Here is a 25,708-nt window from a genome sequence, read left to right as displayed (position 1 = left end):
CGAGCTGAGTGAACTGGCCGGGGACCGCGTCGTCACCGGAAATACCGGCGCAGTCCCGGTGTCACCGTTAGCGGCTGTTCTGGTCGCACCACGCGGTTTCCTTGCCGATGAGGTGATCGCGGATTTCCCTTTTGGCAGTTATTGAACTTGATGCCAAGTTCAATTACGGTGCGAGGGAATTACCAGCTAGGCCAGAAGGAGGATTCGGATGGTCAACGTCGCCGGTCCGATGTGGAAGAACGCGCTCGATCGGCCCGAGGCGATCGCGATCAGGGCGCAGGGCGAGGAATGGAGCTATGGCCGGCTGAAGGACTCGGTGGCGACCTTCGCCGGTGCACTGCGTGCCGCCGGGATCGACAGTCGCGACCGCGTACTGCTGGTGGCCCCGAGCGTCCCCGAATTCGTTGTCGCCTACATGGGCGCGCACCTCGTCGGCGCCATCGTCATCACCATGAACACGATGGCGACCGGAGCCGAAATCGGTTATGTTCTCGACGATTCCACGGCACGCCTGGTGATCGCGTGGCACGAGGCGACACCATCGGCCGAGACGGCCACCCAGGAGCGCGGACTCCCGCTCTGGGTGCTCGAGCCGGGCGCACAGCGTGCTCGGACGGAGCCGCTGTCCGAACCCGTCGATCTCGCCCCGGATGATGTCGCGGTTCTGCTGTATACCTCCGGTACCACCGGGAAGCCCAAGGGCGTAGAGCTCACGATCGCCAACCTGCACGCCGCTTCGACGATCTTGATCGACTACCTCGGGGTGACGAGCGAGGAGCGGATGGGCACCGCACTGCCGCTGTTCCACGTATTCGGACAGTCGGTCGTCATGAATACCGCTCTGCACCTGGGTGCGTCGCTGTCGCTGCTGTCGCGGTTCGATCCCGGCCGCATGCTCGAGATGGTGCGCGCGGACGAGATCACCCTGATGTCGGGTGTCCCGACGATGTGGAACGCGATGCTGCACGCCGGAGGGGACTTCGGGCCCGAGCAGTTCGGGAGTCTGCGGATGGCTTCGTCGGGCGGTGCCTCACTCCCAGGAGAGGTCATCCGAGCTTTTCGCGCCCGGTTCGGCTGCGAGATCATGGAAGGCTATGGGCTTACCGAATCGTCGGGAATAGCGACGTTCAACCCCGTCGGGAAGGACCCGAGGGTGGGTTCTGTGGGTCTTCCGCTGCCCGGCATGCGAATCGAAGTCCGGGACGCCTCGGGCTCGGTACTCGCTCCCGGTGAGGTGGGCGAGTTGTACCTGTCCGGTCCGACGATCATGCGGGGATACTGGAACCGGCCGGAGGCCACCGCGGCCGACCTGCGCGACGGCTGGCTCGCCACCGGGGATCTCGGCAAGGTCGATGACGACGGCTATGTCTACATCATCGACCGGGCCAAGGACATGATCATCCGGGGCGGCTACAACGTCTATCCCCGTGAAGTCGAGGAAGTGTTGTACGGGCACCCCGATATCGTCGAAGCGGCGGTGATCGGTGTGCCCGACGAGCACTACGGCGAGGAGGTCGCCGCGGTGATCACCCTGGCGCCCGGAGCGAAGCCGACACCGGATGAACTGCGGAGTTGGGCCAAGGAGCAGCTGTCGGCATACAAGGTTCCACACCTGTTCGCGTTCGTGGACCAGTTGCCGAAGGGCGCCACCGGAAAGATCCTGAAGCGGGCGATCGACTGGAAGTCGCTGTCAGGCCTGAACGATCCGGCGGACAGGGGAGCGGTTGCCCATCGGTGAGCTGGGCGGCGGCGGACGCCGTCGAGGTATCCCCGCGCCTTGATGGGTGTGACGCAGGTGTCGACAGGACGGGCCACCGGTTACGCCTGCCGACTAGGGCACGATGACGGTGCCCGCCTGGGCGTCGACCCGATCGGTCAGCTGGCGCGGGAGGGTATCGAGGTAGGCCGGCGCCACCGCTGACTGTCGCCCGATCGAAAGTCACCACACCCCGGCCTCGCACATCGACCGCCGCCGCGCCCGGCGAATTCCCCGGGGCGATGCCACTTTCCGGGATTGATCACGTGGTTGTCGGAGATCGTGGAGTCGGTGAAGGTGCAGGTGTTGTCGCACCGCACACCGCCGGCCTCGCCGGAGGTATTGCCGGTGATGATCCTGTTCTTGGTGTGCAAGTCCGATCCCGGCACGGTGAAGATGCCGCCGCCGCGAAATCTATTGAATTCGACGTCAACTTCAAGTAGCGTTCCCGACCACTGACGGTGACCCGCGTCACATCAGTTTCGTTTCTCACCCTGGAGATAGGTATGACTCCGAATTCGGATTCCGGCAGCCCCGATCAGAAGAAATTACGGCGCCTCATGGCTGCTGCCCTGGTGGGCAGCTCGATCGAATGGTACGACTTCTTCATCTATGGAACAGCCGCTGCCTTGGTATTCGGCAAACTGTTCTTTCCCCATGCGTCGCCGCTGATGGGCACCTTGCTGTCCTTCAGCACCTTTTGGGCGGGCTTCATCGCCCGGCCACTGGGCGGACTGATCTTCGGGCACATCGGCGACACCTTCGGCCGCAAGCCGGCACTGGTCTCGTGCCTGATCCTGGTCGCCGCATCCACCTGCGCGATCGGCCTGCTGCCCACCTCCGAGTCGATCGGCGTGGCCGCGCCGATTCTGCTGGTGGCATTGCGGTTCCTCCAGGGCATCGCCGTGGGAGGCCAGTGGGGCGGGGTCACCCTGCTGCTCACCGAAACCACCAAGCCGAACCGCAAGGGCCAAGCGGGCACCTTCGGCCAGATGGGCGTGCCCTTGGGCCTGCTACTGGGCACCGGCGCGTTCCTTCTGGTCAGCGCATACGTCAAGGGCGCCGACTTTCTGAGCTGGGGTTGGCGTATCCCGTTCCTGGCCAGCGCCGCGCTGTTCCCGGTAGTGCTGTTCATCCAGCTCCGCATCGAGGACTCCCCTGAGTTCCGCCGGCTGCGGACCAAAGCCGCCGCGGTCTCGACCGCGGTCGCGCAGGCCCCGATTCTCGAAGTACTGCGCACGCGCTCGAAGCGGGTTCTGCTCGGCGCGGGCCTGCTGTTCGGAACAAACGCCATTTTCTACATCAGCGTCGCCGGTGTGCTCGATTACGGTGTGCGCGAACTCGGCCTGGCTCGCAACAGCCTGCTGGCCGTCTCTCTGCTCTCCTCGGCCATCGGAGTGCCCGTCATCTATCTCGCCGGCTCGCTGTCCGACCGTGTGGGTCGCCGCCCATTGATACTGATCGGGGCAGCGCTCATGGCGCTGTGGGCATTCCCCTTCTTCTGGCTGGTGGGTAGCGGCTCACTCACGGCGATCATGATCGCAACCACTATCGGCAGCGGCATCGGCTCCGGGCTGGTGTACGGCCCGGTGGCGGCGTATCTCGCGGAACTGTTCGAGCCCCGAATCCGCTACTCCGGCATAACGCTGGCCTACCAGCTGGCCGCCATCCTGGTCAGTGGTGGCACGCCCTTCCTCATGACCGCGCTGCTGGCGGCAACCGGTTCGACAGCGTCGGTCTCCGCCTTCCTCATGGTCATGGCGCTGTGCACGCTCGGCTGCGCATGGGCACTACCGGAAACCGTGTCGGCCGAGCGGCCCGCGACGGCCGGCGGGAACGCCTCCGTCTCCGTTCCGTCCTGATCCGCGCCGTCTGATCAATCGGGTTAACTGTCAACAGGATTCACGTGAACGCCGCCACTGGGCGTTGGCCTGCTGCATAGTTGTAAACGCTCGCGTGCCTGACTTATGCGCGAGCGTTTACAACTTCAGGTTCATGATTGGATCAGCGACCCTCATGCGGATGAGAACATCTGCTGCGGCGGCCGGCGCTGCTGCGAGCTGTCCCACCAACTCCCGGAAACGTCGATCCGCCGACCAGTACCGGTACTCGTCCCGCGCCGCATCCGCGGTGTATCGATCCGCCACTCCACAACGCTGCGTCCGTCTTCCTCAACTCCGCGTCGGCCAACCGGCCGACACAGCTGTCTTCATGGGCCTGCGGGTGGCAGGTCCGATGGTCGATCAGGGTGCGCGCTGGCGAATCGGGCGAGTCCAACGGCAAAGGAGTCGAACATCGGCTCGAAAACGCGTCGCATCACAAGGGACTCGATCGGGCGCAGAACCGATGCCGGCTCCAGGTGTACCTGCCAGACCAGGCGGCAGCGGTCGGGTCCGGCCGGATCCAAGGTGATGTCCTCGATCATGCTGCGGGCCAACGGTATCGACATTGCGTCGGCGGAGAACATGAATCGGGCGCCGGGCTCCCAGGCCAGGAAACGTTCGCGCACAGTGATCCAGCGCAAGTGGATGTCGCGGATCGTTCCCACGTCATGCGGGGCACTCCCGTACCAGGTAGTGGCCCGGTATCCGGCGGCCCACTCCGGTTGCCCTTCGCCGGTGGCGAGGATATCGAAGGTGCGCTGCGCCGATGCCGTCACGATACGTTCGTTGCGCAGGTGGAAGCGCATCGCAGAGATGTCATCGAGGCCGCTCGGCCGCAGTGCGTACATCGTCATCTCGCGGCGACCAGTCTACGGGTCAGGCGAATCGTGGCGCGGCGCGGCAGGTATCGCGGCAGACGCGCGGACACCGCGTTCGCCAGTCCGGATACCACGCTCGGCCGGGGCGCGTGGCGGTCCAGTTCGCGGAGTGCCGTGGCCACCACCTGCTCCGATGTCTGCCGTCGGCCGACGCTGGCGGCCTCGCCCGCGACATCGAAGAACTCGGTGTCGGTCGCACCCGGGCACACGGCGAGGGCGGTGACGCCACTGCCTTCGAGTTCGCCCCACAGAGCCTCGGTGAACGACAGCACGAACGCCTTCGTCGCCCCATAGACGGCCATGAACGGGATCGGTTGGAACGCCGCGGTGGAGGCGATGTTGACCACCGCTCCGTCGCCGCGCCGAATCATCTCCGGCAGTACCGCCCGGGTCAGTTCCGCGACGGCGGTGATGTTGACCGCGATCTCCTCGCGCATTCGTGCCGAGTCGTGGTCGACGAGCGGGCCGTGGGTTGCGAAACCGGCATTGTTGACCAGCAGGTCGATCGGGTTGGCGCCCGCGCTCAGCACGCCGGCGAGCCGCTCGACGTCCGCTGGGATCGAAAGGTCGGCGGTGACGACCCGAGCCCGAATACCGAAGGTGCGTTCGAGGTCGGTCGCCAGCTTGCGCAGCCGATCCTCGCGCCTGGCCACCAGGATCAGGCCGGAACGTCTTTCGGCCAAGGCTGTGGCGAACGCCGCGCCGATACCGCTGCTGGCGCCGGTCACGACCGCGGTCGCGCCTTCCCAGTTCCTCATGTTTGCCTCCCGAAGGTGAACAGGTGTTAAGCTGGCATCACTTAACAGCTGTTCAGTGATACTTGTCAAGGGAGACTCGATGACCGATGCACGCCGGCGGCGGCGAGTACGTGGAGAGGGCGAGCGGCTGCGCGCGGAGTTGGTTGCCGCCGCGATCGAACTGCTGCTGCAACCGCAGGCGTTGCCGACGCCGTCACTGCGGGCCATCGCCCGGGCCTGCGGCGTCGCGCCCAGCGCGGTCTACCTGCACTTCCCGTCTCAGGACGCGCTGAACTACGCCGTGACCGAGGAACTGTTCGGTCGGCTGCGGCACGCGCTGGATGCGGCAGTCCCTGCGGACAGCAGTCGTGCCGACCGACTGCGCTCGTTGGTCGATGCCTATCTCACCTGGGCCGAGAACCATCCGGGCGCCTACCAATTGCTGTTCGAGCGCCCCGATCCCTCGATCGAGTCCGGCCCCGGGCCAGGGCTGGATCTGCTGGACCGTCTCGCCGATCTGTTACCCACCGCCGAGAAATCCCCGGACCTCGCGCTGCGCGTGTGGTGCGCCCTGCACGGCGTGGTTTCGCTGCGTATCCACAAACCTACGGCCCCCTGGACATCGGAACCGCATTCCGACGCATGGGCTGTCGTCGCAGCCCTCGCCGACCTACCGTGAGCTCTAGGCCGTCGCGGCTATGTTCACACTCGCCGCATGCGTAAGTACTCGCACCACCCGCTCTCGCGACCTACCGCTTGCGCTGACATCACCCGATTCCTGAGGCACGAGCCTGCTCGTCCCAACGGCGCAGGAGTGCCGCCCGGACAGTGCGCCCCCGGCACCGTGTTGCTGCTTGCGGTGAACCGTCGCTACTGCGGTGTGCGGTGGACTTTCGATCGTGCGATCAGTGCGGTGGTCACCGCGACCGCGGTCGCTTGGGCCGGCGCGCGCACGACCCAACCATATTGGGTGCCAACGGTGCTGCGTCGCCACGTGGCGGAGGGAACGCCGCGGCCACCTTTCTCGACAAACGTTGGAGGTGAGGTCAGCTGCGATACAGCCCGGGTTTGTCCGGTCGCAGTCCCGGTGTGGCATCGGCTCGGGAAGCGGGTTCCGCAGGGCCCGGCGCGTCGGCTACACGACGCCGACTGTCGACCTCGGCGGCGGCTCTGGTATCGACCTCGCGTCGCGCGAAGGCGATATCGCGTGCGCTGCGCACGGACAGTCGGCCGAGTGAGGTCGCGGCGAAGAAGAGGATCAGCGCTCCGAGACCATAGAAGTAGGCCAGTTGTAGCAGGGCCCGTTTCAAGTCGGAGGTGGCGACGGGTTCGCCGACATCCCCGATTTTGAGGGTGTCCGCCAGTGTCGGCCCGATCACGAACCACAAGCCCGCCGCCGCTGCCAGCCACGCGCCGAAGCTCGCCACGAGCCGGTTGCGGCTGCCCAGCATCAGCAATCCGCCGATGATCGCGGCGACGCCGGGCAACACCTGGAGCCACCCGCGCGCCGACGTCCACACCCACGGGTCGTCCGGAGTGAACGCGAAGTCGAAGTAGGGTCCGATGAACGGGATCAGCGCACCCCAAATGCCCAGCAGTAGCACCGCGAGCCCGCCGAGGGCTCCCCGGCTACGGGGAATTCGAAGGGAACGGCCGTGGCCTGCGGGAACGGTGTCGTCGACGTCTCTCATGACGCCTCCATTCGTCAAAGTAGGTTGCATATGCGGCCTACCCTTTGCACACCGCCATACGCACGGAAACGCGTGCGGGTCCGCTGCCTGCGGGATCGGCGATTCGAAGGTCATCGGCGGCCGCACGCACTACTTCACCGGGGGCCGATCCCCTTTCATCGGAGGATCGCCGCGGTCAGCCGCGTTCCGGACCGCGATGTCCGGCGGCGTACTGCTCGCGCCAGCGCTCGACGAGCGGAACTAGTTCGAAGGCCGGTTGGTCGTTCGCCCCGGGCGGACGCGGTTGCGGCGGTGTCCGCTTTGATCCGCCGGGACCGGGATCGTGGCAGTGATCTCACGCTCGCGCAGGTGGGTGGGATCGGCGGCCGAGTCGGCTGCGGACTGGACCGGAGATGGAACTCGGCCCCATCCCTCGACGCTACAGGCGCGACCACAGATTCACATGTTCCTACTTAGATATGCGCATCTGACAGTGATTCGCGGGCCACCGGGCCGGATGAGCTGGAGCGCCAGTTCGGCGGCGACCAGCATGCCGACCGGGCCGCCGCCGACCACCAGCACATCGGTGTCGAGGAAATCTGGTCCGGGGCGGTGCGCCGTGCTCATCACATGCTCCTGGGGCGAGGTCGGGGATCTGGTCCGCGGCAGCAATTGTACGAAGCTAATCGTAGCTACTAATATGATAGTAGTTATTACCACGGTGGTGCCTCGCGCGTTCCGAAGTCCTTCCGCCGTGCCGAGCCCACCCGACCACCGCCCCAGGGGGTATCCATGTCGACCGTCACCACCGAAACCGAAACCCGCGGCGCGCCACCCAGCGGCGCGACACTGCCCGTGGTGCTCGCCGCGCAGTTCGTGACACCGATGGCCATCGCGGGCACCGCCATCGCGCTTCCGCTCATCTCGCACGACCTCGGATCGAATCCCGCCGCGCTGCAATGGGTCGTCAACGGATTCAACGTCGCCTTCGCCCTCACTACGCTGCTGTGGGGTGCGGTCAGCGACCGCATCGGACATCGGCGCACCTTCGGGATCGGCACCGCGCTCGTGGTCGCGGGCAGTTTCGGCAGCGTCGCCGCGCCGAACCTGTACGTCCTCGACCTGGCGCGCGTCGTCGCGGGCGTCGGCGCCGCGGCCATCCTGACCGGCGCCACCGCGCTGCTGTCGGCGGCCTACGAGGGGGCGCGCCGGACGAAGGCGTTCGCCGTCTTCGGCACCGTGAACGGGCTCGGCCTCGCGCTCGGCCCCACCATCTCCGGTGTCCTGATCTCACTGCTGGACTGGCGGGGCGTCTTCCTGGTGCACGCGGTGATCCTTGCGGGCGCAGGCCTCGGCACACGGGTGCTGCCCGCCGTGAAACCCGCTGTCGCCGAACACGGCCCGGTTCTCGACCTCGGACTGCTGCGCAATCGGGAATTCCTCGCCATGTGCCTGGTCCCGGTCGCCGGATCGATCGGCTTCGTCACCCTGCTGACCTACCTGCCCTCGGCGTTGAGCGGCATCGCCGACCTCTCGGCGGGCGCTTCCGGATTGCTCATGCTCGCGATGACCATTCCCGTCTTCGTCGCGCCGGTGGCCGTCGGCCAGCTCGTCACCCACTTCCCGGCGCTGACCGTCGGCCGGGTGGTCTACCTCGCGCTGGGCGCAGCGATCCTCGGCAACGCCGGTGTGCTCGCGCTGTCCGAAGACCGTTCGGTGGCCTGTATCATCGTGCCGATGGTGTTGCTCGGCCTCGGTTTCGGCCTGCCCATCGGTCTCGTCGACGGTCATGCGCTCTCCGTGGTGCCCGCCGAACGCGGCGGCACCGCCGCGGGCCTGCTGAATCGCCCTGCTCGTGGTGCTCACCATCCTCATCGTCGCGGTGCGCGGCAACACACGAGCCACCGAGGACCGGGACATCGGTTCCAGCCCAGAAGGAGTCACCTCGTGACCCACGCACTCGACGCGGTCCGCGTCGATCTCGACGGCATCGCCAATATCGCGCCGCCCCTGATGACGAACCGCTACCGCACCGTTCCACCGGCGGACTACCGCAGGTGAAACTGCCCAGCGGTCACACTGCCGTGCACGTGACCGCTTACCGCGACGTGCACGCGGTCCTGACCGACCTCAGTTTCGCGCGCGCCGAGACGAATGTCGAGGACGGGCCGAGCTTCCTGCCGACCATCATGCCGACGGAAATGCTGTTCAACCCCGACCACCCCGATCATGGGCGGCTCGAGGGCTTCGTGGCCTCCGCCTACAGCGCCGGTGGACAATCCGGTCGCCGTTCCCCGCCGCGGTGGAGGAGTTCCTGCGGTTGCTTCCGCTGGGACGGATCTCGACCTTCCCGCGCGTCACCACCCGTGAACTCACGCTGTCACAGGGGACGCTGTATCCCGGCGACATCGTCTACGCCGACGCGCATTCGGCCAACCGTGATCCCGAGGTGTACCCGGACCCGGCGGTGATCGACCCAGCCCGCAACGGCAAGCGACACCGGCAATTCGGCTACGGCATGCACCACTGCATGGGTGCGGCCATGGCCCGCATGGAGATCACCGAGGTGCTGCGCAGGCTCGTCACCGAGCTGCCGACGCTCCGGCTCGCGTGCCCGAGGACCGAATCCCATGGGAGACCGGCATCCTCGTCCACCGGCCGACATCGCTTCCGGTCACGTGGTAGCCGGCACGGCCGGATGGCGACCCCTGTCGGCGTCGAGAATCGCCGCCAGCAGGCCGGGAAACACCTTTTCCATATCCTCGCGTCGCAGCCTCGTCATCCGGCCGTTGCCGACATCACGCTGCCATATCAATCCCGCCTTGCGCAGCACCCGGAAATGATGCGTGCGCGTCGAGGGCGCCCACGGCATCCCGAACACACTGCAAAACTGCTCCGTCCCCTCCGGCTCCGCATACAGCTGCGCGATCACACTGCGCCGATTGTCATCGGCGAGCGCGGCCAGCACTGCGGAGAGATCGAACTCCCCGATATCGGGATGCCCGTCCGCATCGGCCATGACTCACTCCTCTCCACCGCATCAGCGGCGAGCGACTGCCGAAGATATGAAATCCATAGTACCTATCGGTCAGGTGCCGAAACCCGGTGGGCCGAGCCTCCGGGCCACCCCACGGTTGTCTTTATCCCGCGTTTGCCGGCCGACGCGACTACTTCGTCAACCATGCCATCCCACCGGCGAGGTGGTTCGTGGAAACCGCGCGGCTGCAAAGGCGCAGCGATTTGTGCCGCGCGGTCGGCAGTAGGCCCGGTGCCACAGCGGGCGGTGTGATTGGGGCGTCGCCGTAGAAGGCTGCTTCGTTGCTCGGATCTCCCGGGAAACGGTCAGCTCGACGTCGCGGTCGCCGGTCGGCGGTTGGCCGGTCTGCCTGCCGCCGTGGTCGTCACTAGTCGCAACGGGCGCGAGGGTCGGGTCCGGGGCGGGGTGGTGCTGCTGATGATGTGGTGGATGGTGGAACGGCCGACGCCGTATTCTGCGGCGAGGTCGGCCAGGCTCGCGTCGTCGTCGGGGTTGTGGTAGCGCGCGATGGTTGATTTGCTTGCTGTGAGTGGGAGTTTCGGTTTTGCCTTTGAGGCGGCCCTTGGCGCGGGCCTTGGCCATGCCTTCGCGGAGGGGTGCTGGTGGCCCGAGCCGGCTGCGCATTCGGCGACCAGTGGTGCAAGGTATTGAATGGCGGCCGAGACATCGATAGTCTGGGCCGATGCTGGCCGAGTTCTTCGAAGGCATGGTGCCCGAAAGCAGGGGCCGTGGTCACGTCGGGTGATCTGCCGGGGCTGGATCTCCCGCATGTCGACGCGCACTCCGAATTAGGCGGTCTCGGCGCCGTCGAGTTGCATCATCCCACCCAGGACATCGACCAAGACGGTCTGCTCGACAGCACGACCATCACCGGCGACGATGCCATACAGGTGTGGACGGACGTCGATCACGATGGATTCGCCGATCACGTGAAGGTGGTGGAGAAGGATGGCGACTATACCGCCTGGGAGTTCCATCGTCACCCGGACGGAACCTCGGAGTGGATTCGGACGGATCAGGGGCGGCTGGGCAGGTGAGCGGTGCCGCTCTCGGACAGTTGACGTTTCGAGATCGCCACTGTGGAACCACCACCCCATGAGATAGCGCAGCTAGCTGTGGTCTGATGCAAGAGCTGTAACCGAAGTGGTTCTGGTAGTGGCCGTGCGGAAAAGAAAGACAATGGCTTGACCAGCGAAGATGTCTTGCGGCGGCTCGGGCTGCGGATGGGCTTGGTTGGTGCCTCGCTTGGCTGCGGATGAGGTCGGTCGCGGCTTCGATCGCGGGCCGGTCGGCCAGCAGGTCGCCCGTGGTGACCGCGGTGGTATCGATTCGATTCGAGCGGCGCCGGACTCGGTGCGGACCCCCAGGCGTCGGTGGTGCGCAGAACGGAAATGGTCATGACTTGGCTACCTTCAGCAGGCCGATGAGACGGGTGATGTCGAACTCGTTGCGGCCGCGCAGCGCAGTGAGCATGGCGCGGACCTCGCCCGGGACGTGGCGGGGACGGGTGCCCAATAAGTCGCCGGTGGCCGGAGGGCCCCATTGGGCCAGCCCGGACGCGGTGAACGGCGCCCATCCGGGTTCGAGGGTGTTGCCGAAACATGTCGCCGTCGGCGCAGTGTTCGACGAGGAAGCCGTCAGGGTCGCGCCAGTAGTCGAACAGCTGGCTGCCCCGGATATGGCGCCCGATGCCCCAAGACCGGAAGTAGCCCTGCTCGCGCAGATACTCGCCACGGCGGCGAGAGCGTCGAGATCCCTTACTCGAGGCGGAATGCGCATAACGGTTCGACGGACCGAGTGCCATCGCAAGCGTGTGGGGGTCGGCAGCTTGCGAGCCACGATCGCAGCGGATGAAGCTCATCGTCGGCCCGCGCCGACGCTGGCCGGATAGAGGAAATCGCTGACGATCATCCCGAGGGTGTCGAGATACCAGTCCAGGGCCGAGCGGTAGGTGGTGCTCTGCAGCACCACGTGGCCGAGACGTTGCACCGTGGTGGGTGTGCGGGGCGTTCGCTGCGTGGTGTTGACCCGGAGGAGGTCGTGGCCGAAATCGAACACGTGCGGGACCGGCGCGGGCAGCGGGTCGAGCTGCCTGCCACGACGCGCACCGGGACCCCGCTGGGATCCACGAGATCGACCGACAGTCCGCCGATGGACTCCGGCAGTGATCCGGAGGAATTCGTCGGCGTCGAGTTCAACCGGCGACGGCGATGCTCTGCCGCGGCTGTGGAGGTGTCGGCGTCGCTGCTCTACGGTGCGGCACCGGCGTGCTGCGCCGATGAGTGCGCATTCTCCAGTCGGGCAGCGAGCGCGACGATTTCGCCGGCCGTGTCCGGCGGCACGCCGAGTGCGACCAGGCAGGCGCGCGCGGCCGCCACGTCGGGGTCGGCCTCGGTCCAGGTTCCGTCGGTGCGCGCCTCCAGCAGTGCCAGCACCAGTCCGGCGAGCGCGCGGGACAGCGCCTCGGCGGGGAGGTGATCGGAGTACACGCCGAGTTGCTGCCCGTGGCGCAACATGGCCGCGCCGTGCTCGTGCACGGGCGCCAGTCGTTCCTCGATCCGAGCACTCAGGTTCGTCTCCGTCAGCTTGAACAGCAGGCGGTATTTGTCCCCGACCCGCCACAGGGCGATCGTGCACCGGGCCGAGGTCACCGTTACCGGCTCGTCCGGGTCGAGCGGGCGCAGCGTGTGGGCGATGTCGTCGGATGCCAGGTCGAGGAGACCGTCGATCAGCGCCTCGCGGGTGGGGAAGTGGCCATAGAGCGTTCTGCGCACGACCCCTGCGGCCGAGGCGATCTCCTCCATGCTCGCCGCGGGATTGCGGGCCAGTTCGGCTGCCGCGACGTCGAGGATCCGCTTCCGATTGGCCTGCGCTCGCGCGCCCGGGGTCGCAGAAGAAGTCATGGTTCTGGTCGCTGTCATGTGAGTCCCTTCACGTGGAAGCCTCGCATACTTGCGCATCGTTGTGCAAATTCCTTAGATTGCACATTAATGTGCAAATGCACAACGGTGTGCAATTCTTCGAGAGGAATGGACATGTCTCTGCTATCCACCACGCCGGTGGAACCGGGCACCGTATACAGCCGCCGTTGGGCGGCGCTCGCCGTGCTGTGCCTGAGCGTGCTGATCGGCGTCATGACGAATACGTCGCTGATCGTCGCCGCGCCCGATATGACCCTCGACCTGGGCCTGTCCAGCCAGGACCTGCAGTGGATCATCGACGCCTACACCATCCCGTACGCCGCCCTGATGTTGCTCATGGGTGCGATCGGTGACAAGTACAGCCGCCGCGGCATGCTGATCCTCGGCCTGGCCGTCTTCGCGGTCGGCGCGGTGCTGGGATCGGCCGTCGACAGCGCCGACTGGGTCATCGCCGCGCGGGCGATCATGGGGACCGGGGCGGCGATGATCATGCCCGCGACGTTGTCTTTGCTCGTGGCCACCTTCCCGAAACGGGAACGCGCCGTGGCTATCACCATCTGGACCGCTACCACCGGCCTCGCGATCGCGGTCGGTCCGCTGGTGGCGGGCTGGCTGCTCACCGACCACGGCTGGGCGTCGACCTTCCTGATCAACGTTCCCATCGCGGTCGTATCGATCGTCGCGGCGCTGGTAGTGGTTCCACCGTCCCGGGCGCACACGACACAACGTTTGGACTTGATGGGCGGCGCGCTGTCCGTCGTGGCCATCGCGGCGCTGGTCTACATGATCATCGAGGGTCCGCGCAACGGCTGGCACACCTCCGCGGTGCTCGCCGGGGTGCTCGCGGTGGTCGCCATGGCCGGGTTCATCGCCTGGGAACTGCGGCATCCCAACCCGCTGCTCGATCTCCGCAAATTCCGCGATCGCGCGTTCGCGGGTGCGAATCTCGCTGTGCTGCTGTTCTTCCTGGCTGCTTTCGGCGCGATCTACTACATCACGCAGCATCTGCAGTTCGTGCTCGGATACGACGCACTCGCCACCGGTGTGCGGCTGCTGCCGCTGGCGGGCGCGGTCTTCGTGGGCTCGGCGATCACCGGTGTACTGACGCCACGTCTCGGGCTTCGGACGATGGTGGTGGCGGGCATGCTGCTCGGCGTTCTGGCGTTGGCGGCGTTGACCCAAGTAGACGCTGAATCCGGGTATGCGGCGTTCGCTGGGCCGCTGGTGCTGATGGGCTCGGCCATCGGCCTGAGTGTCTCCCCGGCCACCGACACGATCATGGATGCCTTCCCGGAGCGGCTGCTCGGTGTGGGTGGCGCGGTCAACGACACCTCGGTCGAGTTGGGCGGCACACTCGGCATCGCGATCCTCGGCTCACTGCTCGGCACCGCCTACGGCGACGAGATCGCCCCGCTCGTCACCGGCCGCATGCCCGCCGAAGCCGCCGACGCGGTGCAGGATTCCATCGGCGGCGCGCTCGTGGTGGCCCAGCGGATCGATGAGGCCGGAATGCACCAACAGGCAGCACAGCTGGTGTCCGCCGCCGATGCGGCCTTCGCCCACGCGGTGTCGCACACCAGCCTCATCGCGGCGATCGGACTGGCGATCGGCACCCTCGCCGTCGCCGCGCTGCTTCCTGGCAATCGCAAGAATGAGCCCGCCGCCGATTCGAGTGCGGTGGAGGAAGAAATCGCGGTCGGCTGATGCGGTTTGTTCTCCCGGCGTGGGCACGCAGATGCGTGCCCACGCTTGTGCCATTGGTGGTGAATCGTCAACGCATCGTTCAACGACCTGGCGAACTGCCTCGCGAACGGGGCCGTCAGAATCCGGGGTGATACCGCAGGTACGGGTGTGGAGAAGCGATCTCGGGGTCAAGGGATCACTGCAGCACCGTACGGATGATCATGGCGCGGAGACGGCACCGCGCGAGAAGATTCACCCAGATCGGGGGAACCGCGTTTCACTCAGCTGCTCATACGCTGCAGTGTGCGAACAGAAGAGCGCTGTGAGCCGTACGCCGGTCACCGCTCTTGGTGACTTGGCATGTGCGGCCGCGCGAGCCCTCGAATAGGTCTGACCGGCAACCTGACGGCTGGGAAGGGGAGATGACATGGGTCAAGATTTCAGTGTCGACATCACCGCTGCTCCGACGGTGAGCGGGAGTTTGGCTCAGGCGTTCGGCAGTACGTCGCACACCATCACTGATCAGGAAGTGAGCGCGTTCGGGCTGACCAGTTCGAACATGAGGCAGAGCTTCGCGAAGGTCATGGGCAGTGGGTCGTACCTGCCCGACTATGTGTGGCTGCGTGCCCCTACCCCGCCGGAGGGGAACAAGTACAACGACTTCCATTGGGACGAGGTCAGCACCACCCTCGAGGCGGTCGATGCGCAGGTCATCGGTGTCAACAGCAAGCCTGTGATCGCGCACCACGTCACCTGGACCAACAACCTCGACCACTCTGTGCACTACCACGCGGATATGTCGATCAGCAAGACGGTCTCCACCAGTCAGAGCTGGTCGCAGAGCCAATCCGTCTCGGTCAACCAGAAGATCACCTATGGGATCAAATTCGCCGACATCGGGGGCAGCATCGGCGGAGAAACAGGGTTCACGTACACGAACAACTGGGGTGAGACTCAAGGACAAGAACAGAGTGTCACCGTCGGAGTCAGCGAAGGCGCCGACGACGACGTACCCGCGCACTCGGCCGAGACCGCGTATCTCTTCGCCAACCTCGGATCGCTGACAGCCCGCGTGACCTACCGGGCCACCCTGACCGGGACGGTCTGCGGCTGCTACGAGCACCAGTACAACGGTCACTGGTTCTGGGGTATCGACCCGAACGCCCTGCTGGACAACGCTGGCCTCGCCACGTCCGTGCTGATCACGCAAGACGTCAATGTCGATTTCTACAGCGACGCGAACGTCGAAGTCGACCCCGGACCTTTCGACCCGAACAAACAACCCAGCCAGAAGACAACAATGCACTTCTCGCGGGTGCGCCCAGGAGCAGGCGAACCGAAATCAGCCGTGGCTGCCGCTGGAGCCGGTTCCACCGCTCGGTGACCGAAATCAAGGGTTGAGGCGGACGAAGGGCAGCTACGCACCGAGGGCCCGCTCGGCATCTTCCTCGCCGAGCGGGTCCACGGGTGTGTCCGCTGGTTGCGAGTTTCCCGTGATCCACGAAACCACCCATCCGACCGCATGATCGGCAGCCGTTGTCGCGGACCGCGGAAGCCTGTAACCATCGCGACAGCACACCGCACCGTACCGACCGCGGAAGGCGGCAGCGTTCATGAACAGTACTGACTTTCCCGCCCCCGACCAGGGGATACTGGTGACCCACTTCCTGACTGTGTCCGACGTGGCCCGCTCTCGGACCTTCTACGCCGATATCTTCAGCGGACGTGTGGTGCTGGAGGAGAACCCCTGCGTCGTCAAAGTCGCCAATAGCTGGATCATCATGAACCCCGGCGGCGGACCAACTCCAGACAAACCAGACATCGTGTTGCGCCCGCCCGAGCCGACCGATCCCGTGTCGGCATTCTTGAACGTGCGTGTAGCAGACATCGCCACTTTCTATGCCGACGCACGAGGCAAGGGTGCAGAATTTCTTACCGAGCCGCTCGACCGCAAAGCCGAAATCCGTTGCTACCTGCGTGATCCAGATGGCTACCTGATCGAGATCGGCCAAGCCACCGGCATGCTCGTAGGGATTTTCGCCGACCGCTGACTCGAGTTCGTCGCTGCTGAACCGAAAACGACGTGCCGCGTATTCAAGCCTTGGGTGCGGCCGGCCAGTTCCAGCCCACGCGATTCGCGGGCGCGCTCGTGTTCGATGAGCAGGCGCTCCCGGGCGTCGAGGTCTCGTTCGAGTTCGAGTTGGCGGCGTTGCTCGTCTGTCAGGTTGTTTTCGCGTGCGTCGACGCGTTCGAGCTCGATGCGCTCGCGTTCGGCGGTATCGAGTGCACGCATGACCGTCGGAAGATGACCCGGTATCTGCGCAGGCGAGGCGCATTTACACCTGACAGTTCTTCCGGCGTCATCACGTTGGGGGCGATTCGGGGCGGGCCGTGCCGCATTTAGTGTACCGTTGACTGACGGTACATTGACCAGCGGAATCGCCGACTGGCACTGGGGAGGGCTCTCTATGGTGACGACTCGGCGTGGCGAAGCGGCGCCTGCGGATGCGCTGCAAGCGGAGGATGTCGGCTACCACAAGACGCTGCGTCCGCGTCAGCTGCAGATGATCGCCATCGGTGGCGCCATCGGTACCGGGCTGTTCCTCGGGTCGGCCGGTCGGCTTCACACAGCGGGGCCTGGGTTGTTCCTGGTGTACGCGGTCTGCGGGGTATTCGTGTTCTTCATCCTGCGGGCACTCGGCGAACTCGTGCTCCATCGTCCTTCCTCAGGGTCGTTCGTCTCCTACGCCCGCGAGTTCTATGGCGAGAAACTTGCCTTCGGCGTCGGCTGGATGTACTTCTTCCACTGGTGCATGAGCGGGATCGTCGACATCACTGCCATCGCGACCTACGTGCACTACTGGGGTGTCTTCGAGGTCATCCCGCAATGGTCGATCGCGCTGGTGGCGCTGGCGCTCGTGGTGAGCATCAATCTGGTGTCGGTGCGCTGGTTCGGTGAGCTGGAGTTCTGGGCGGCGCTGATCAAGGTCGCGGCGCTGGTGATGTTCCTGATCGTCGGCACGATTTTCCTCGCGAGCCGCTCGTCCCTGCAGGGTGAGCCGACGGGCGTCGGAGTCATCGCTGATCACGGTGGGTTGTTCCCCACCGGGCTGTTGCCGCTGGTGACTGTCACCACGGGCGTCGTATTCGCCTACTCCGCAGTCGAATTGGTCGGCACGGCGGCAGGGGAGGCGGAGAACCCCGCTAAGATCATGCCGCGCGCGATCAACTCGGTCATCGCGCGGATCGCCCTGTTCTATGTCGGCTCCCTCGTGCTGCTGGGGCTCTTGCTGCCGTACACCGCGTTTGTGCCCGGGACCAGTCCGTTCGTCACGTTCTTCTCGAAACTCGGTGTCCGAGGCGCGGATTCGATCATGAATCTGGTGGTGCTCACCGCGGCGTTCTCCAGTCTGAACGCCGGTCTTTACTCCACAGGGCGCATTCTGCGGTCGATGTCGGTGAATGGCAGTGCGCCGTCGGCGGCCTCACGTATGTCCCGCGGCGGCGTGCCCTACGTCGGCATTCTCGCGACCGGAGCGATCGCGCTGATCGGTGTCGGACTGAACGCGGCGGTGCCGGAGAAGGCCTATGAGATCGTGCTGAACATGTCGGCCCTCGGTACGCTGTCGTCCTGGGCGGCCATCGTGCTCTGCCAGTTGCGACTGTGGTATTGGTGGCGGCAGGGGCGGGTCGAGCGCCCGTCGTTCCGGTTGGTGGGTGCACCTTACACGAGCATAGCGACGCTGCTATTCCTCGCCACAGTAGTCGCGTTGATGGCCTTCAGCGAAGACCAGGTGCAGCGCGGAGCGGTGATCGCCGCCGGGTTGATCATGATCCCGGCGCTGGTCGGCGGGTGGTTTCTGACCCGAGGGCGGGTGCTGCGCATCGCTCGGGAACGCGAGGGCATCACCGGGCAGTTCCCGGTCCGCGTCGAGCTGTCGGCATACACCTCCGCGGCTGGCGACACCAACCCCGTTCGCGACGGATCCGAGAAGGAGTAGTCCGGCATTGACCATAGACATCGTCGCCGAACTCGCCGAAATCGTCGGCTCGGCACATGTTCTCACCGACCGCGACACGACGGCCCGCTATGTTGCCGACTGGACGGGTCGCTGGCACGGCACGACCACGGCTGTGGTTCGGCCTGCTGACACTGAGGAAGTTGCCCGCGTGATCCGGGTCTGCCGACGCGCAGGCATCGGAGTCGTCCCGCAGGGCGGCAACACCGGGCTCGTGGGTGGTTCCATCCCGCTGCACGGCGAGATTGTCCTGAGCCTCGCTCGCCTGGACTCCATCACCGCCGTGGATCCCATCGGTCACACCATCGCCGCCGGTGCCGGGGTCACCGTCGCCCGGGCGCAGGCGGCCGCGCGCGAAGCGGGCCTCATCTTCGGCGTCGACCTCGCCTCGCGCGACTCGGCGACCCTGGGCGGGATCGTCGCGACGAACGCGGGCGGTGTGCGCGTAATCAAGTACGGCGATACCCGAGCCCAGCTGCTCGGAATCGAAGCGGTGATCTCCGATGGCAGCGTGCTCACCCGGTGGAAGACCTTCACCAAGGACAACGTGGGTTATCACTTGCCGAGCCTGCTGGCGGGCTCGGAGGGAACGCTCGCGATCGTCACCCGCGTGCTGATGAAACTGCAAGTGCCGCCGCCACATACCCAACTCGCATTGGCCGGAGTGCCGACCATCGGATCGGCGCTCGCGCTGCTGGACGCCCTGCGCCGAACCGGCCTGACCATCGAAGCCGCGGAGCTGATGACCGATGCCGGTCTACGTCTGGTCCGCCATCACCGCAACCTCCGCCCACCACTGGGCACCGAAACGCCGTTTTTCTTGCTGGCCGAGGTGTCCGGACCGGCGGACGCCGAAGCAATGGTGCTCGAGACCCTCGAAGGCGCAGGTGATCTCATCATCGATGCCACCATCGAGCACAGCTCGCGCCTGTGGGACTATCGGGAAGGCCACACCGAATCGATCAACGCTTCCTCGACGACACCGCCGGTCAAACTGGACATCACCACACCGCTTGCCGAGCTGGAATCCTTCGTCGCCGAGCTCACCCGAGCCATCGCCGTGGGGTTCCCCGACGTGCGGTTGATTTTCTTCGGCCACGTCGCCGATGGGAATGTGCACGTCAATCTCCTGGATGTCGATCCCGAGCAGACCCGGGAGATCACCGACGTCGTCTTCGCGCTGGTCGCCGCCCACGACGGGAGCATCAGCGCCGAGCACGGCATCGGCAGATCCAAGGCGGCGTGGATGCACCTGGCCCGCTCCGCAGTTGACGTCGAGGTGATGAAGGCCATCCGGCACAGTATCGACCCACCACTGATACTCAATCCGCACATCCTGCCAGCAGCGCGACCGGACAGAACCACTTGTGCGACGGGGAATGGCACGCTCCACTGACAACAGGGGCCCAGCAGTGGCATGCCAAAACAACAGCGTACTCGGGTCCTGAATTTTGCGCGCGATGGCTCAACCGGCCCCGCATTTGCTGAGCGGGCCCATCGGGATAGAGACCGGGAATGTGTCCGTTCAACGGCGGATCCGGCCCCCGATTCTTCGGGCTAGCGAGCGACCCGCGACAGAAGTAATCTGCGTGTTCATCGCCACATATTGGGTTCGGTTCGAGGCCTGGCGTCGACATCCGGCAGCTTGCGCCGGATGTCGTGCGGCTCTGGGAGGAGCAATTCAGCACCGTCGAGCGCACCACCAGCACCGCCGGTGAGCGGATGAAGCCGCCAGTGCCGCATTTGAACTCGAAGGACGAGCTGGGGCTTGTCCGGGGCACGCTACCTCGATTTCGCGCACTGGGCCGTCGAGGATCCTGCGCGCTGGCCCCGGGGGTCGCGGTCTGCCAGATCACCGACGCTGAGGTTCAAAAGGACAGGGATCGCGAGCACCGCAGAGGGTTTCAGTAGTATCGGCGCAAAAAACAACGAATCCCTTTCGGTGGCGATATCATCGAAACTGGTTCCGGCGGTTACCAACTCGCGTGTACGGCCTACGGTCCGACTACGGGATCGGCGGCTGCGCCGCCGACCGAGCAGCCGACCCAACGAACGCAGAATACGTCCACTTGGGGCAGTGGTAGCGACAACGTTGATCACTGCGCAGGAGGTAGCGCAGAGCGTGAAAGGCACATGGCGGGATGCTTTCAACAGGGATCGCGAGAGCGCTCCTGTACGCAACCGAGAAGCTGGACATCCAGGCGTACCGTGTGGCCCGACACCTCGCCGACGCCACCCGTGGCGATGAGATAGGCGCGCAAGCTCTCAAGACCGTCAGTCGGACATGGACTCACGCCGACCCTTGGGGTGCCGCACAAATAGCGCACTCCTTCGACCGAAGCGGGACGAGTCGGGGGACGGGCCCGGTCGGGCACAGCATCTCCGTTGATGGATCCGGCTCCGGGCAGTACCAACCCGGATTTTCGATACCCGACTGGAAATGGGATCAGGGAAAAGTTTACCGGCGTTGGAACGGCGCACTGGCAGTGCGCCCGAATACGCCCCTCGTCGACGGGCATCTCATGGTTGTCGCCGACGGCCCCTCCGGGGCCTCCGTCGACAGGAGAATGGCCTACGCCGCCGAACTCGCCGCCGAGGTTTCCTCGGCCAACGTCATCACATCCCGCCGTGGATTGGACTCCGATTTCGGGCCCATTCATGTCGTGCCCCGCAAATTCGGCGACGGCCTGAAGCTACCGTGGACCAAACAGCAAGAGGGACGACCCCACAAGGAACTGACCGAGCACCCCTGCGGATTCTGTAAGGTCATTTCCGGAGAATTTTCCGCCGAAGTCGTGCGAGACTGGGTCGACGCGATGGGGATCGTGCCCCTCGACCCGGTCATCCCCGGCAAACACCAGTTGGTCATCCCAAAAGAACATGTACGCGACGTCTCTGTCGACCCCGAAGTCTCCGGGGCGGCGATGGCTCGCATGGTCGAGATGACCCGTGACCACCCCAACGTCGATATAAATACTTCTCGCGGCGAACCTGCCACCCAAACCGCTGGGCACCTACACATCCACGCCCTGATACGCGAAGAAGGCGACGGCCTGGAGCTGATGACCAACCCTGAACAACCACCTGGGTAACCAACAGTCGATGAGTTGTCGATCTCTTTGAGTGTCTTCCTCTGACCTGGTCAATCTGCATCGTTGGCTCTGGAATCCCGAAGTCGGCCCGAGCCGCAAAGTAGCGGCGCAGCGGACGGACTATTGCGACAGTACGACCGCCCGACGCATGACCTCGGCTTCCTATTCGAGTTGCCGGATCCGTTTGCGGGCCTCGCGCAGCTCGGTGGACTCGTCCGGGATGGCGCCGGACCGGGCCCTGTCTTCGACGCCGGCGCGCTTCGGCCAGTTCGTCAGGCAGCTCTGCGAGATGCCGAAATCCTTGGCGATCTGAGTCAACGGCGCTTCGCCCTTGCGGGCGACCGCGACTACGTCGCGACGGAACTCCTCGGGGAACGGCTTGGGCATGATGACGATCTTCATCGCGTGAATCTGCTTTTCTCGCATATTGTTTCGTGAGTTGTGGGTAGTATTCGAGCGTTGGTGACGCGACTACATCGGCAGGCGGTGTTGATGGAAGTAGAGGGCGTCCACCACTCGTACGGCAGGCGGCCGGTGCTGCGTGGCGTCGATTTCGCCCTACCGCCGAAGACGGTGGCAGGCGTCGTCGGTGAGAACGGGACGGGCAAGTCGACACTGTTGAAGGTTCTCTCGGGGGAGCTGCGACCGGACCATGGAGTAGTCCGCCATCGTGGGCGGTTCGGGTACTGCCCACAGCAGGTCATCTTGAACGAGGCGTTCACAGTTCGTCAGCACTTGAATCTCTTCGCCGCGGCTTATTCGGTGCCCGACCTGCGTCGAGCCGAGCAGACCATGGAGATTCTGCGTTTCTCCGAGTACGCCGATGAGCGAGTCGCGACGTTGAGCGGTGGCACCCGGCAGAAGCTCAACCTGACGTTGGCGGTGATGCACGACCCGCAGGTTCTGCTCCTCGACGAGCCGTATCAGGGCTTCGACTGGGAAACGTATCTGCGTTTCTGGGATCTGGTCGCGCAGTTCCGTGACTCCGGCGGCTCGGTTCTGGTCGTGTCGCATCTGGCCTACGACACCGATCGACTGGATCAGGTGTGGCGATTGCAGGACGGCGTCCTACAGGGCAGGGAGTAATGGATCGGAGGAACGAGAATGTGCGGCTGTTCGTGATAGCCACGCGCTACGGTCTGGTGGAGCATGCGCGTAACCGCTTCGCCATGCTGCTGGTCGCTGTCTTCATCCCCGTATTCGTCACGCTGGCGGGCGTGATCATCACCGATACGCAGGTACCGTTCCGGCTCCGAGACACCGGTGTGGTCCTGCAGGCCAAAGGCAATGAACTGGCTCAGATTTCGGGTGCCATGACCGCCGTCTGCCTGATCATCGGGTTCATGATGTTCGCGGCGACCTTCAGCAGCGGGGCTTTCGACCGTCGTCTGTGTATGGCCGGGTATCCCCGCGTCGCTCTGGGTCTGGCGAAGGTCGCTTGCCTGGTGCTGGCTGCGATGGTGGTCAGCGTATACGCCACCGTGGCGATCTGCTTCTCTTGGTCGCCGCACCAGCCGATCGTGCTGGCCGCGGCGCTGTTCTGTGACGCGATGACCTACGGGGCGCTGGGTGTCGTGTTCGGCACGCTGCTGCGTCGAGAGGTGGAGGGCATGTTCGCGATCGCGATGCTCAGCTGCTTCGACATGGTCGTGCAAAACCCCGTGGCGAGTATCGGCGCGGATAGTGATGTCGTGCGGTGGCTGCCTTCCTACGGCGCCATGCAGGCTTCGACCGCGGCCGGTTTCTCCGACGCCACACTGTTCACGGGTTTGGCTGTTCAGCTGGGCTGGTTCACCGCGAGCGTCTTGGTCGGGCTGGTCGCTTTTCATCTGCGCACCCGCTCGGCTCTCGGAGCCACGGCGCCGATCGGCGCGCCCGGGCAGCCGGCGAAGCGATGACCGGTGTCCCGCACGGCACAACGAATTGATGAACCGCACGGGAGCACCCGTTTCGCCAGGCGGTGCGGGGCTTACGCTCCGATATGCGCCGGGTCGGCGGCCGGGTAATAGAGTTCACGGCGCAAGCGTTCCAGGTCCGGAGTCGCGGTAGATGTGGTCGGCGTGTACCGATCGGTCTGATGCAGCCGCAACGCCATGTTCTTACTGTTCTCGAAGATCGCCATGTATTCGCTCCGTCGGCCGGACAGACCGGGGATCATGCGCAGCAGCGGCGGGATATAACGGATGACCGCGTCGATCTGAGTACGCTTCTCGGCCACCTGGTGTCGCACCTGCTCGACGGCTTCGTCACGGCTGCATCCGGTCTCGTGGCAGATCGCGCGAACCAGGTTGTAAGGAGTGTCGTCGGCCTCGTCCTGGTCCAATCCCGCCAGATCGTTCTCTGCCGCGGTCACCGCGAAGAGCAGTTCCTCGAAACGGCGGAACACAGGGTGGCGACGCAGCGTCGACGGCAGTTCTAGGTCGTAGTACACCTCCATGCAGGCGAGGAAGATGTCGGCCCCGAAGGTCGATTTCCGCAGCGGCAGGTAATCGGCTGTGGTGGGGATGTAGCCGTCGATGCGATGGTGGGCTTCGCGTTCGCAGGCTTCGAACCATTCTTCTACGGTGTCGAGAAACCGCTCCTGCCAGCCGATGGTGCGGCCCTCGCGCAGACGCGGCCACACACTCGCCCACGCGGTCGCGATCGCGCCGGAACACAGCGGCGCCTGCGGATCCTGGCGCAGCACGGCCACCAGTCCACGCCGCAGGGCGGTGACAGCTTCCGGATCCCTCCAGCAGGGATCCTCGAACATGTCATCCCACACCATGGCCAGCGCGGCCATCCCGATGAAGGCCTGTTCTCGGGGCGTGTCCACCGCTGCGGCGACCCGCATCGGGAACCGGAATGCCCCTGCCCACCGGTGGTGACGATCGAACTCGTCCGGGGAGGCGATCAGGCCGGTGTCGGCCATCCACTCTCGCAGCCAGGCCATGACAGGGGGCGCGAATGCCTCTCCGTCGGCTGGTGGCTGCGTCGACCGCGAGGTGGCAGGCGCGCCTGGAGTTCTGCGGTCGAGGATGGATCGGGCGTAGGCGATCATCGCGTGGCGGGCGCGCGGGTCGACAGCCACGGCGGCAAGCCGACCGGCTGCCTGGTCCATGAATTCGTCGGCCAGCGCATGCGCGTCGGTCACGGCGCCGGACGCGATGACGAGTTCCCGGGCACGGGCAGCTTCCTCGGCGGTCATTGCGCTGCGCAGCAGGCGGGCAAGGTCCCGGTTGACGGCAGCCGCGCGGATCACGGGCAAGGTGTAGATGCCCTCGGGCAGGTCCGCGTTGACGGGCTTGCCCATTTCTTCGGCGGTGGAGGTCAGGTCGAGGATGTCGTCATACAGCTGGTAGGCCAGTCCGAAGTGTCGACCGAACGATGTCAGAGCCTCTTCCTCATCCACGGATCGCCCCGCCTGCATGGCGCCGACCCGGCATGCCAGCGACAGGAGCGCCGCGGTCTTGCCGTCGATCGAGTCGAGGTAGGCCTGCTCGCTGCGGGATGCCGCATACTGATCCGCGGCCTCGATCACCATGCCGGTACACATCTGCTCACTGGCGATGGTCGCCGCGAGAACCTCGCGTCGGCCGAGTTCGGCGAGTAAGCGTGTGGCCGACGTCGTCACACAGTCACCGGCCAAAACCGCCAGATGCGAACCCCACACCGCATTGGCGCTGGGACGGCCCCGACGCTGGTAGGCATGGTCGATGACGTCGTCGTGATACAGCGATCCCAGATGCAGCAGCTCGACGGCGGCAGCGGCGCGCACGGCCCGGTCATCGGCCGGTGTTGCCGGATCGGTGAGCAGATAATACGACAATAAGGTCAAAGTGGGACGAACCAGGCGGCGGGAGCTGTCCGGACCCTCGTCGGTGAGTGGGGTCAGCTCGGGCCTGCCCTCGAACCGCACGGGGCCGAGGACAGCTCGGACGCGGTCGAGGTCGGCATCCAGATGCGGGAAGACAGCAGAATCGATTTCACTGGGCACGCGCGCGCTCCTGACTCGGGTACATCGCTCATCCACAACACAGCCGATCAAGAGCA

General features: G+C 65.4%; 22 protein-coding genes and 3 pseudogenes. 16 read left to right on the top strand and 9 right to left on the bottom strand.

Features of this window, described 5'->3' with window-relative positions:
* Window positions 1-208 precede the first annotated feature (208 nt).
* The 3 genes from ACWEKR_RS24670 to ACWEKR_RS24660 all read left to right on the top strand — a co-directional run bounded on the left by ACWEKR_RS24670 (window position 209) and on the right by ACWEKR_RS24660 (window position 3,618).
* Window positions 209-1,738 (top strand): long-chain-fatty-acid--CoA ligase, encoded by a 1,530-nt coding sequence (locus tag ACWEKR_RS24670; protein WP_452356477.1) that lies wholly within the window; start codon window positions 209-211, stop codon window positions 1,736-1,738.
* Between the two features lie 309 nt (window positions 1,739-2,047).
* Entirely contained in the window at window positions 2,048-2,215 is a 168-nt protein-coding gene (locus ACWEKR_RS24665) for a hypothetical protein (protein WP_452356476.1), read from the top strand.
* A 47-nt stretch (window positions 2,216-2,262) separates the two neighbouring features.
* Window positions 2,263-3,618 carry an MFS transporter gene (locus tag ACWEKR_RS24660; RefSeq protein WP_452356475.1) on the top strand — a complete coding sequence of 452 codons (1,356 nt, stop codon included), beginning with the start codon at window positions 2,263-2,265 and terminating at the stop codon, window positions 3,616-3,618.
* 347 nt (window positions 3,619-3,965) lie between these two features.
* On the opposite strand, the gene ACWEKR_RS24655 is transcribed toward ACWEKR_RS24660, so the two are convergent.
* Together ACWEKR_RS24655 and ACWEKR_RS24650 are read right to left on the bottom strand one after the other, a co-directional pair.
* Window positions 3,966-4,493, bottom strand: a complete 528-nt coding sequence (locus ACWEKR_RS24655; RefSeq protein WP_452356474.1) for an SRPBCC family protein — start codon at window positions 4,491-4,493, stop codon at window positions 3,966-3,968.
* The gene (locus ACWEKR_RS24650) at window positions 4,490-5,275 is read right to left on the bottom strand and encodes an SDR family NAD(P)-dependent oxidoreductase (protein ID WP_452356473.1); all 786 of its coding nucleotides are present in this window, start codon (window positions 5,273-5,275) and stop codon (window positions 4,490-4,492) included. The genes ACWEKR_RS24655 and ACWEKR_RS24650 overlap by 4 nt, the downstream gene beginning before the upstream one ends.
* A 79-nt stretch (window positions 5,276-5,354) precedes the next feature.
* On the opposite strand from ACWEKR_RS24650, the gene ACWEKR_RS24645 reads away from it, so the two are divergent.
* Window positions 5,355-5,933 (top strand): TetR/AcrR family transcriptional regulator, encoded by a 579-nt coding sequence (locus ACWEKR_RS24645; RefSeq protein ID WP_452356472.1) that lies wholly within the window; start codon window positions 5,355-5,357, stop codon window positions 5,931-5,933.
* Window positions 5,934-6,300: 367 nt separating this feature from the next.
* On the opposite strand, the gene ACWEKR_RS24640 is transcribed toward ACWEKR_RS24645, so the two are convergent.
* Together ACWEKR_RS24640 and ACWEKR_RS24635 are read right to left on the bottom strand one after the other, a co-directional pair.
* Window positions 6,301-6,945: a hypothetical protein gene (locus ACWEKR_RS24640; RefSeq protein ID WP_452356471.1), complete on the bottom strand. Its 645-nt coding sequence runs from the start codon at window positions 6,943-6,945 to the stop codon at window positions 6,301-6,303.
* A 438-nt stretch (window positions 6,946-7,383) separates the two neighbouring features.
* Window positions 7,384-7,551, bottom strand: coding sequence for a hypothetical protein (locus ACWEKR_RS24635; protein WP_452356470.1), 168 nt, complete (start codon window positions 7,549-7,551; stop codon window positions 7,384-7,386).
* Window positions 7,552-7,716: 165 nt separating this feature from the next.
* On the opposite strand from ACWEKR_RS24635, the gene ACWEKR_RS24630 reads away from it, so the two are divergent.
* Complete coding sequence (locus ACWEKR_RS24630) at window positions 7,717-8,985, top strand: MFS transporter (RefSeq protein WP_452356469.1); 1,269 nt, start codon at window positions 7,717-7,719, stop codon at window positions 8,983-8,985.
* 241 nt (window positions 8,986-9,226) lie between these two features.
* Window positions 9,227-9,448 (top strand): annotated as a pseudogene (locus ACWEKR_RS24625) (cytochrome P450); the annotation flags it as partial.
* A gap of 150 nt (window positions 9,449-9,598) precedes the next feature.
* Here ACWEKR_RS24625 and ACWEKR_RS24620 read toward each other — a convergent pair.
* Window positions 9,599-9,943, bottom strand: a complete 345-nt coding sequence (locus ACWEKR_RS24620; RefSeq protein WP_452356468.1) for an ArsR/SmtB family transcription factor — start codon at window positions 9,941-9,943, stop codon at window positions 9,599-9,601.
* 746 nt (window positions 9,944-10,689) lie between these two features.
* Here ACWEKR_RS24620 and ACWEKR_RS24615 point away from each other — a divergent pair.
* Window positions 10,690-10,998, top strand: a complete 309-nt coding sequence (locus tag ACWEKR_RS24615; protein ID WP_452356467.1) for a DUF6802 family protein — start codon at window positions 10,690-10,692, stop codon at window positions 10,996-10,998.
* 358 nt (window positions 10,999-11,356) lie between these two features.
* Here the strand turns inward: ACWEKR_RS24615 and ACWEKR_RS24610 are convergent.
* Window positions 11,357-12,126: pseudogene (locus ACWEKR_RS24610) on the bottom strand (VOC family protein); the annotation flags it as partial.
* Between the two features lie 84 nt (window positions 12,127-12,210).
* A complete protein-coding gene (locus tag ACWEKR_RS24605) occupies window positions 12,211-12,882 on the bottom strand; it encodes a TetR/AcrR family transcriptional regulator (protein ID WP_452356466.1) in 672 nt (223 codons plus the stop codon).
* Between the two features lie 114 nt (window positions 12,883-12,996).
* Here ACWEKR_RS24605 and ACWEKR_RS24600 point away from each other — a divergent pair, with 114 nt between their 5' ends.
* The 7 genes from ACWEKR_RS24600 (at window position 12,997) to ACWEKR_RS24570 (ending at window position 21,676) form a co-directional block, all read left to right on the top strand.
* The gene (locus ACWEKR_RS24600; protein ID WP_452356465.1) at window positions 12,997-14,586 is read left to right on the top strand and encodes an MFS transporter; all 1,590 of its coding nucleotides are present in this window, start codon (window positions 12,997-12,999) and stop codon (window positions 14,584-14,586) included.
* Window positions 14,587-14,992: 406 nt separating this feature from the next.
* Window positions 14,993-15,949 (top strand): hypothetical protein, encoded by a 957-nt coding sequence (locus ACWEKR_RS24595; protein ID WP_452356464.1) that lies wholly within the window; start codon window positions 14,993-14,995, stop codon window positions 15,947-15,949.
* Window positions 15,950-16,178: 229 nt separating this feature from the next.
* A complete protein-coding gene (locus ACWEKR_RS24590) occupies window positions 16,179-16,616 on the top strand; it encodes a VOC family protein (protein WP_452356463.1) in 438 nt (145 codons plus the stop codon).
* 32 nt (window positions 16,617-16,648) lie between these two features.
* On the top strand, window positions 16,649-16,969 hold the full coding sequence (locus tag ACWEKR_RS24585; RefSeq protein WP_452356462.1) for a hypothetical protein: 321 nt from the start codon (window positions 16,649-16,651) through the stop codon (window positions 16,967-16,969).
* Window positions 16,970-17,033: 64 nt separating this feature from the next.
* On the top strand, window positions 17,034-18,566 hold the full coding sequence (locus tag ACWEKR_RS24580; protein ID WP_452356461.1) for an amino acid permease: 1,533 nt from the start codon (window positions 17,034-17,036) through the stop codon (window positions 18,564-18,566).
* A gap of 7 nt (window positions 18,567-18,573) precedes the next feature.
* Window positions 18,574-19,980, top strand: a complete 1,407-nt coding sequence (locus ACWEKR_RS24575) for an FAD-binding oxidoreductase (RefSeq protein WP_452356460.1) — start codon at window positions 18,574-18,576, stop codon at window positions 19,978-19,980.
* A gap of 1,126 nt (window positions 19,981-21,106) precedes the next feature.
* Entirely contained in the window at window positions 21,107-21,676 is a 570-nt protein-coding gene (locus ACWEKR_RS24570) for an HIT domain-containing protein (RefSeq protein ID WP_452356459.1), read from the top strand.
* Window positions 21,677-21,841: 165 nt separating this feature from the next.
* On the opposite strand, the pseudogene ACWEKR_RS24565 reads toward ACWEKR_RS24570, so the two are convergent.
* Window positions 21,842-22,063, bottom strand: a pseudogene (locus ACWEKR_RS24565) (transposase); the annotation flags it as partial.
* Window positions 22,064-22,138: 75 nt separating this feature from the next.
* Between ACWEKR_RS24565 and ACWEKR_RS24560 the strand changes: the two are divergent.
* Both ACWEKR_RS24560 and ACWEKR_RS24555 read left to right on the top strand, forming a co-directional pair.
* Window positions 22,139-22,762 (top strand): ABC transporter ATP-binding protein, encoded by a 624-nt coding sequence (locus tag ACWEKR_RS24560; protein WP_452356497.1) that lies wholly within the window; start codon window positions 22,139-22,141, stop codon window positions 22,760-22,762.
* Window positions 22,762-23,574: a hypothetical protein gene (locus tag ACWEKR_RS24555; RefSeq protein WP_452356458.1), complete on the top strand. Its 813-nt coding sequence runs from the start codon at window positions 22,762-22,764 to the stop codon at window positions 23,572-23,574. Before ACWEKR_RS24560 ends, ACWEKR_RS24555 begins: the two co-directional genes overlap by 1 nt.
* A 71-nt stretch (window positions 23,575-23,645) precedes the next feature.
* On the opposite strand, the gene ACWEKR_RS24550 is transcribed toward ACWEKR_RS24555, so the two are convergent.
* Window positions 23,646-25,652, bottom strand: a complete 2,007-nt coding sequence (locus ACWEKR_RS24550; RefSeq protein WP_452356457.1) for a polyprenyl synthetase family protein — start codon at window positions 25,650-25,652, stop codon at window positions 23,646-23,648.
* Window positions 25,653-25,708: the final 56 nt, after the last annotated feature.

Source organism: Nocardia sp. NPDC004573, from assembly GCF_053602135.1.
The sequence above is the reverse complement of the archived record's forward strand: the minus strand, read 5'-3'. Positions and strand labels throughout refer to the sequence as shown.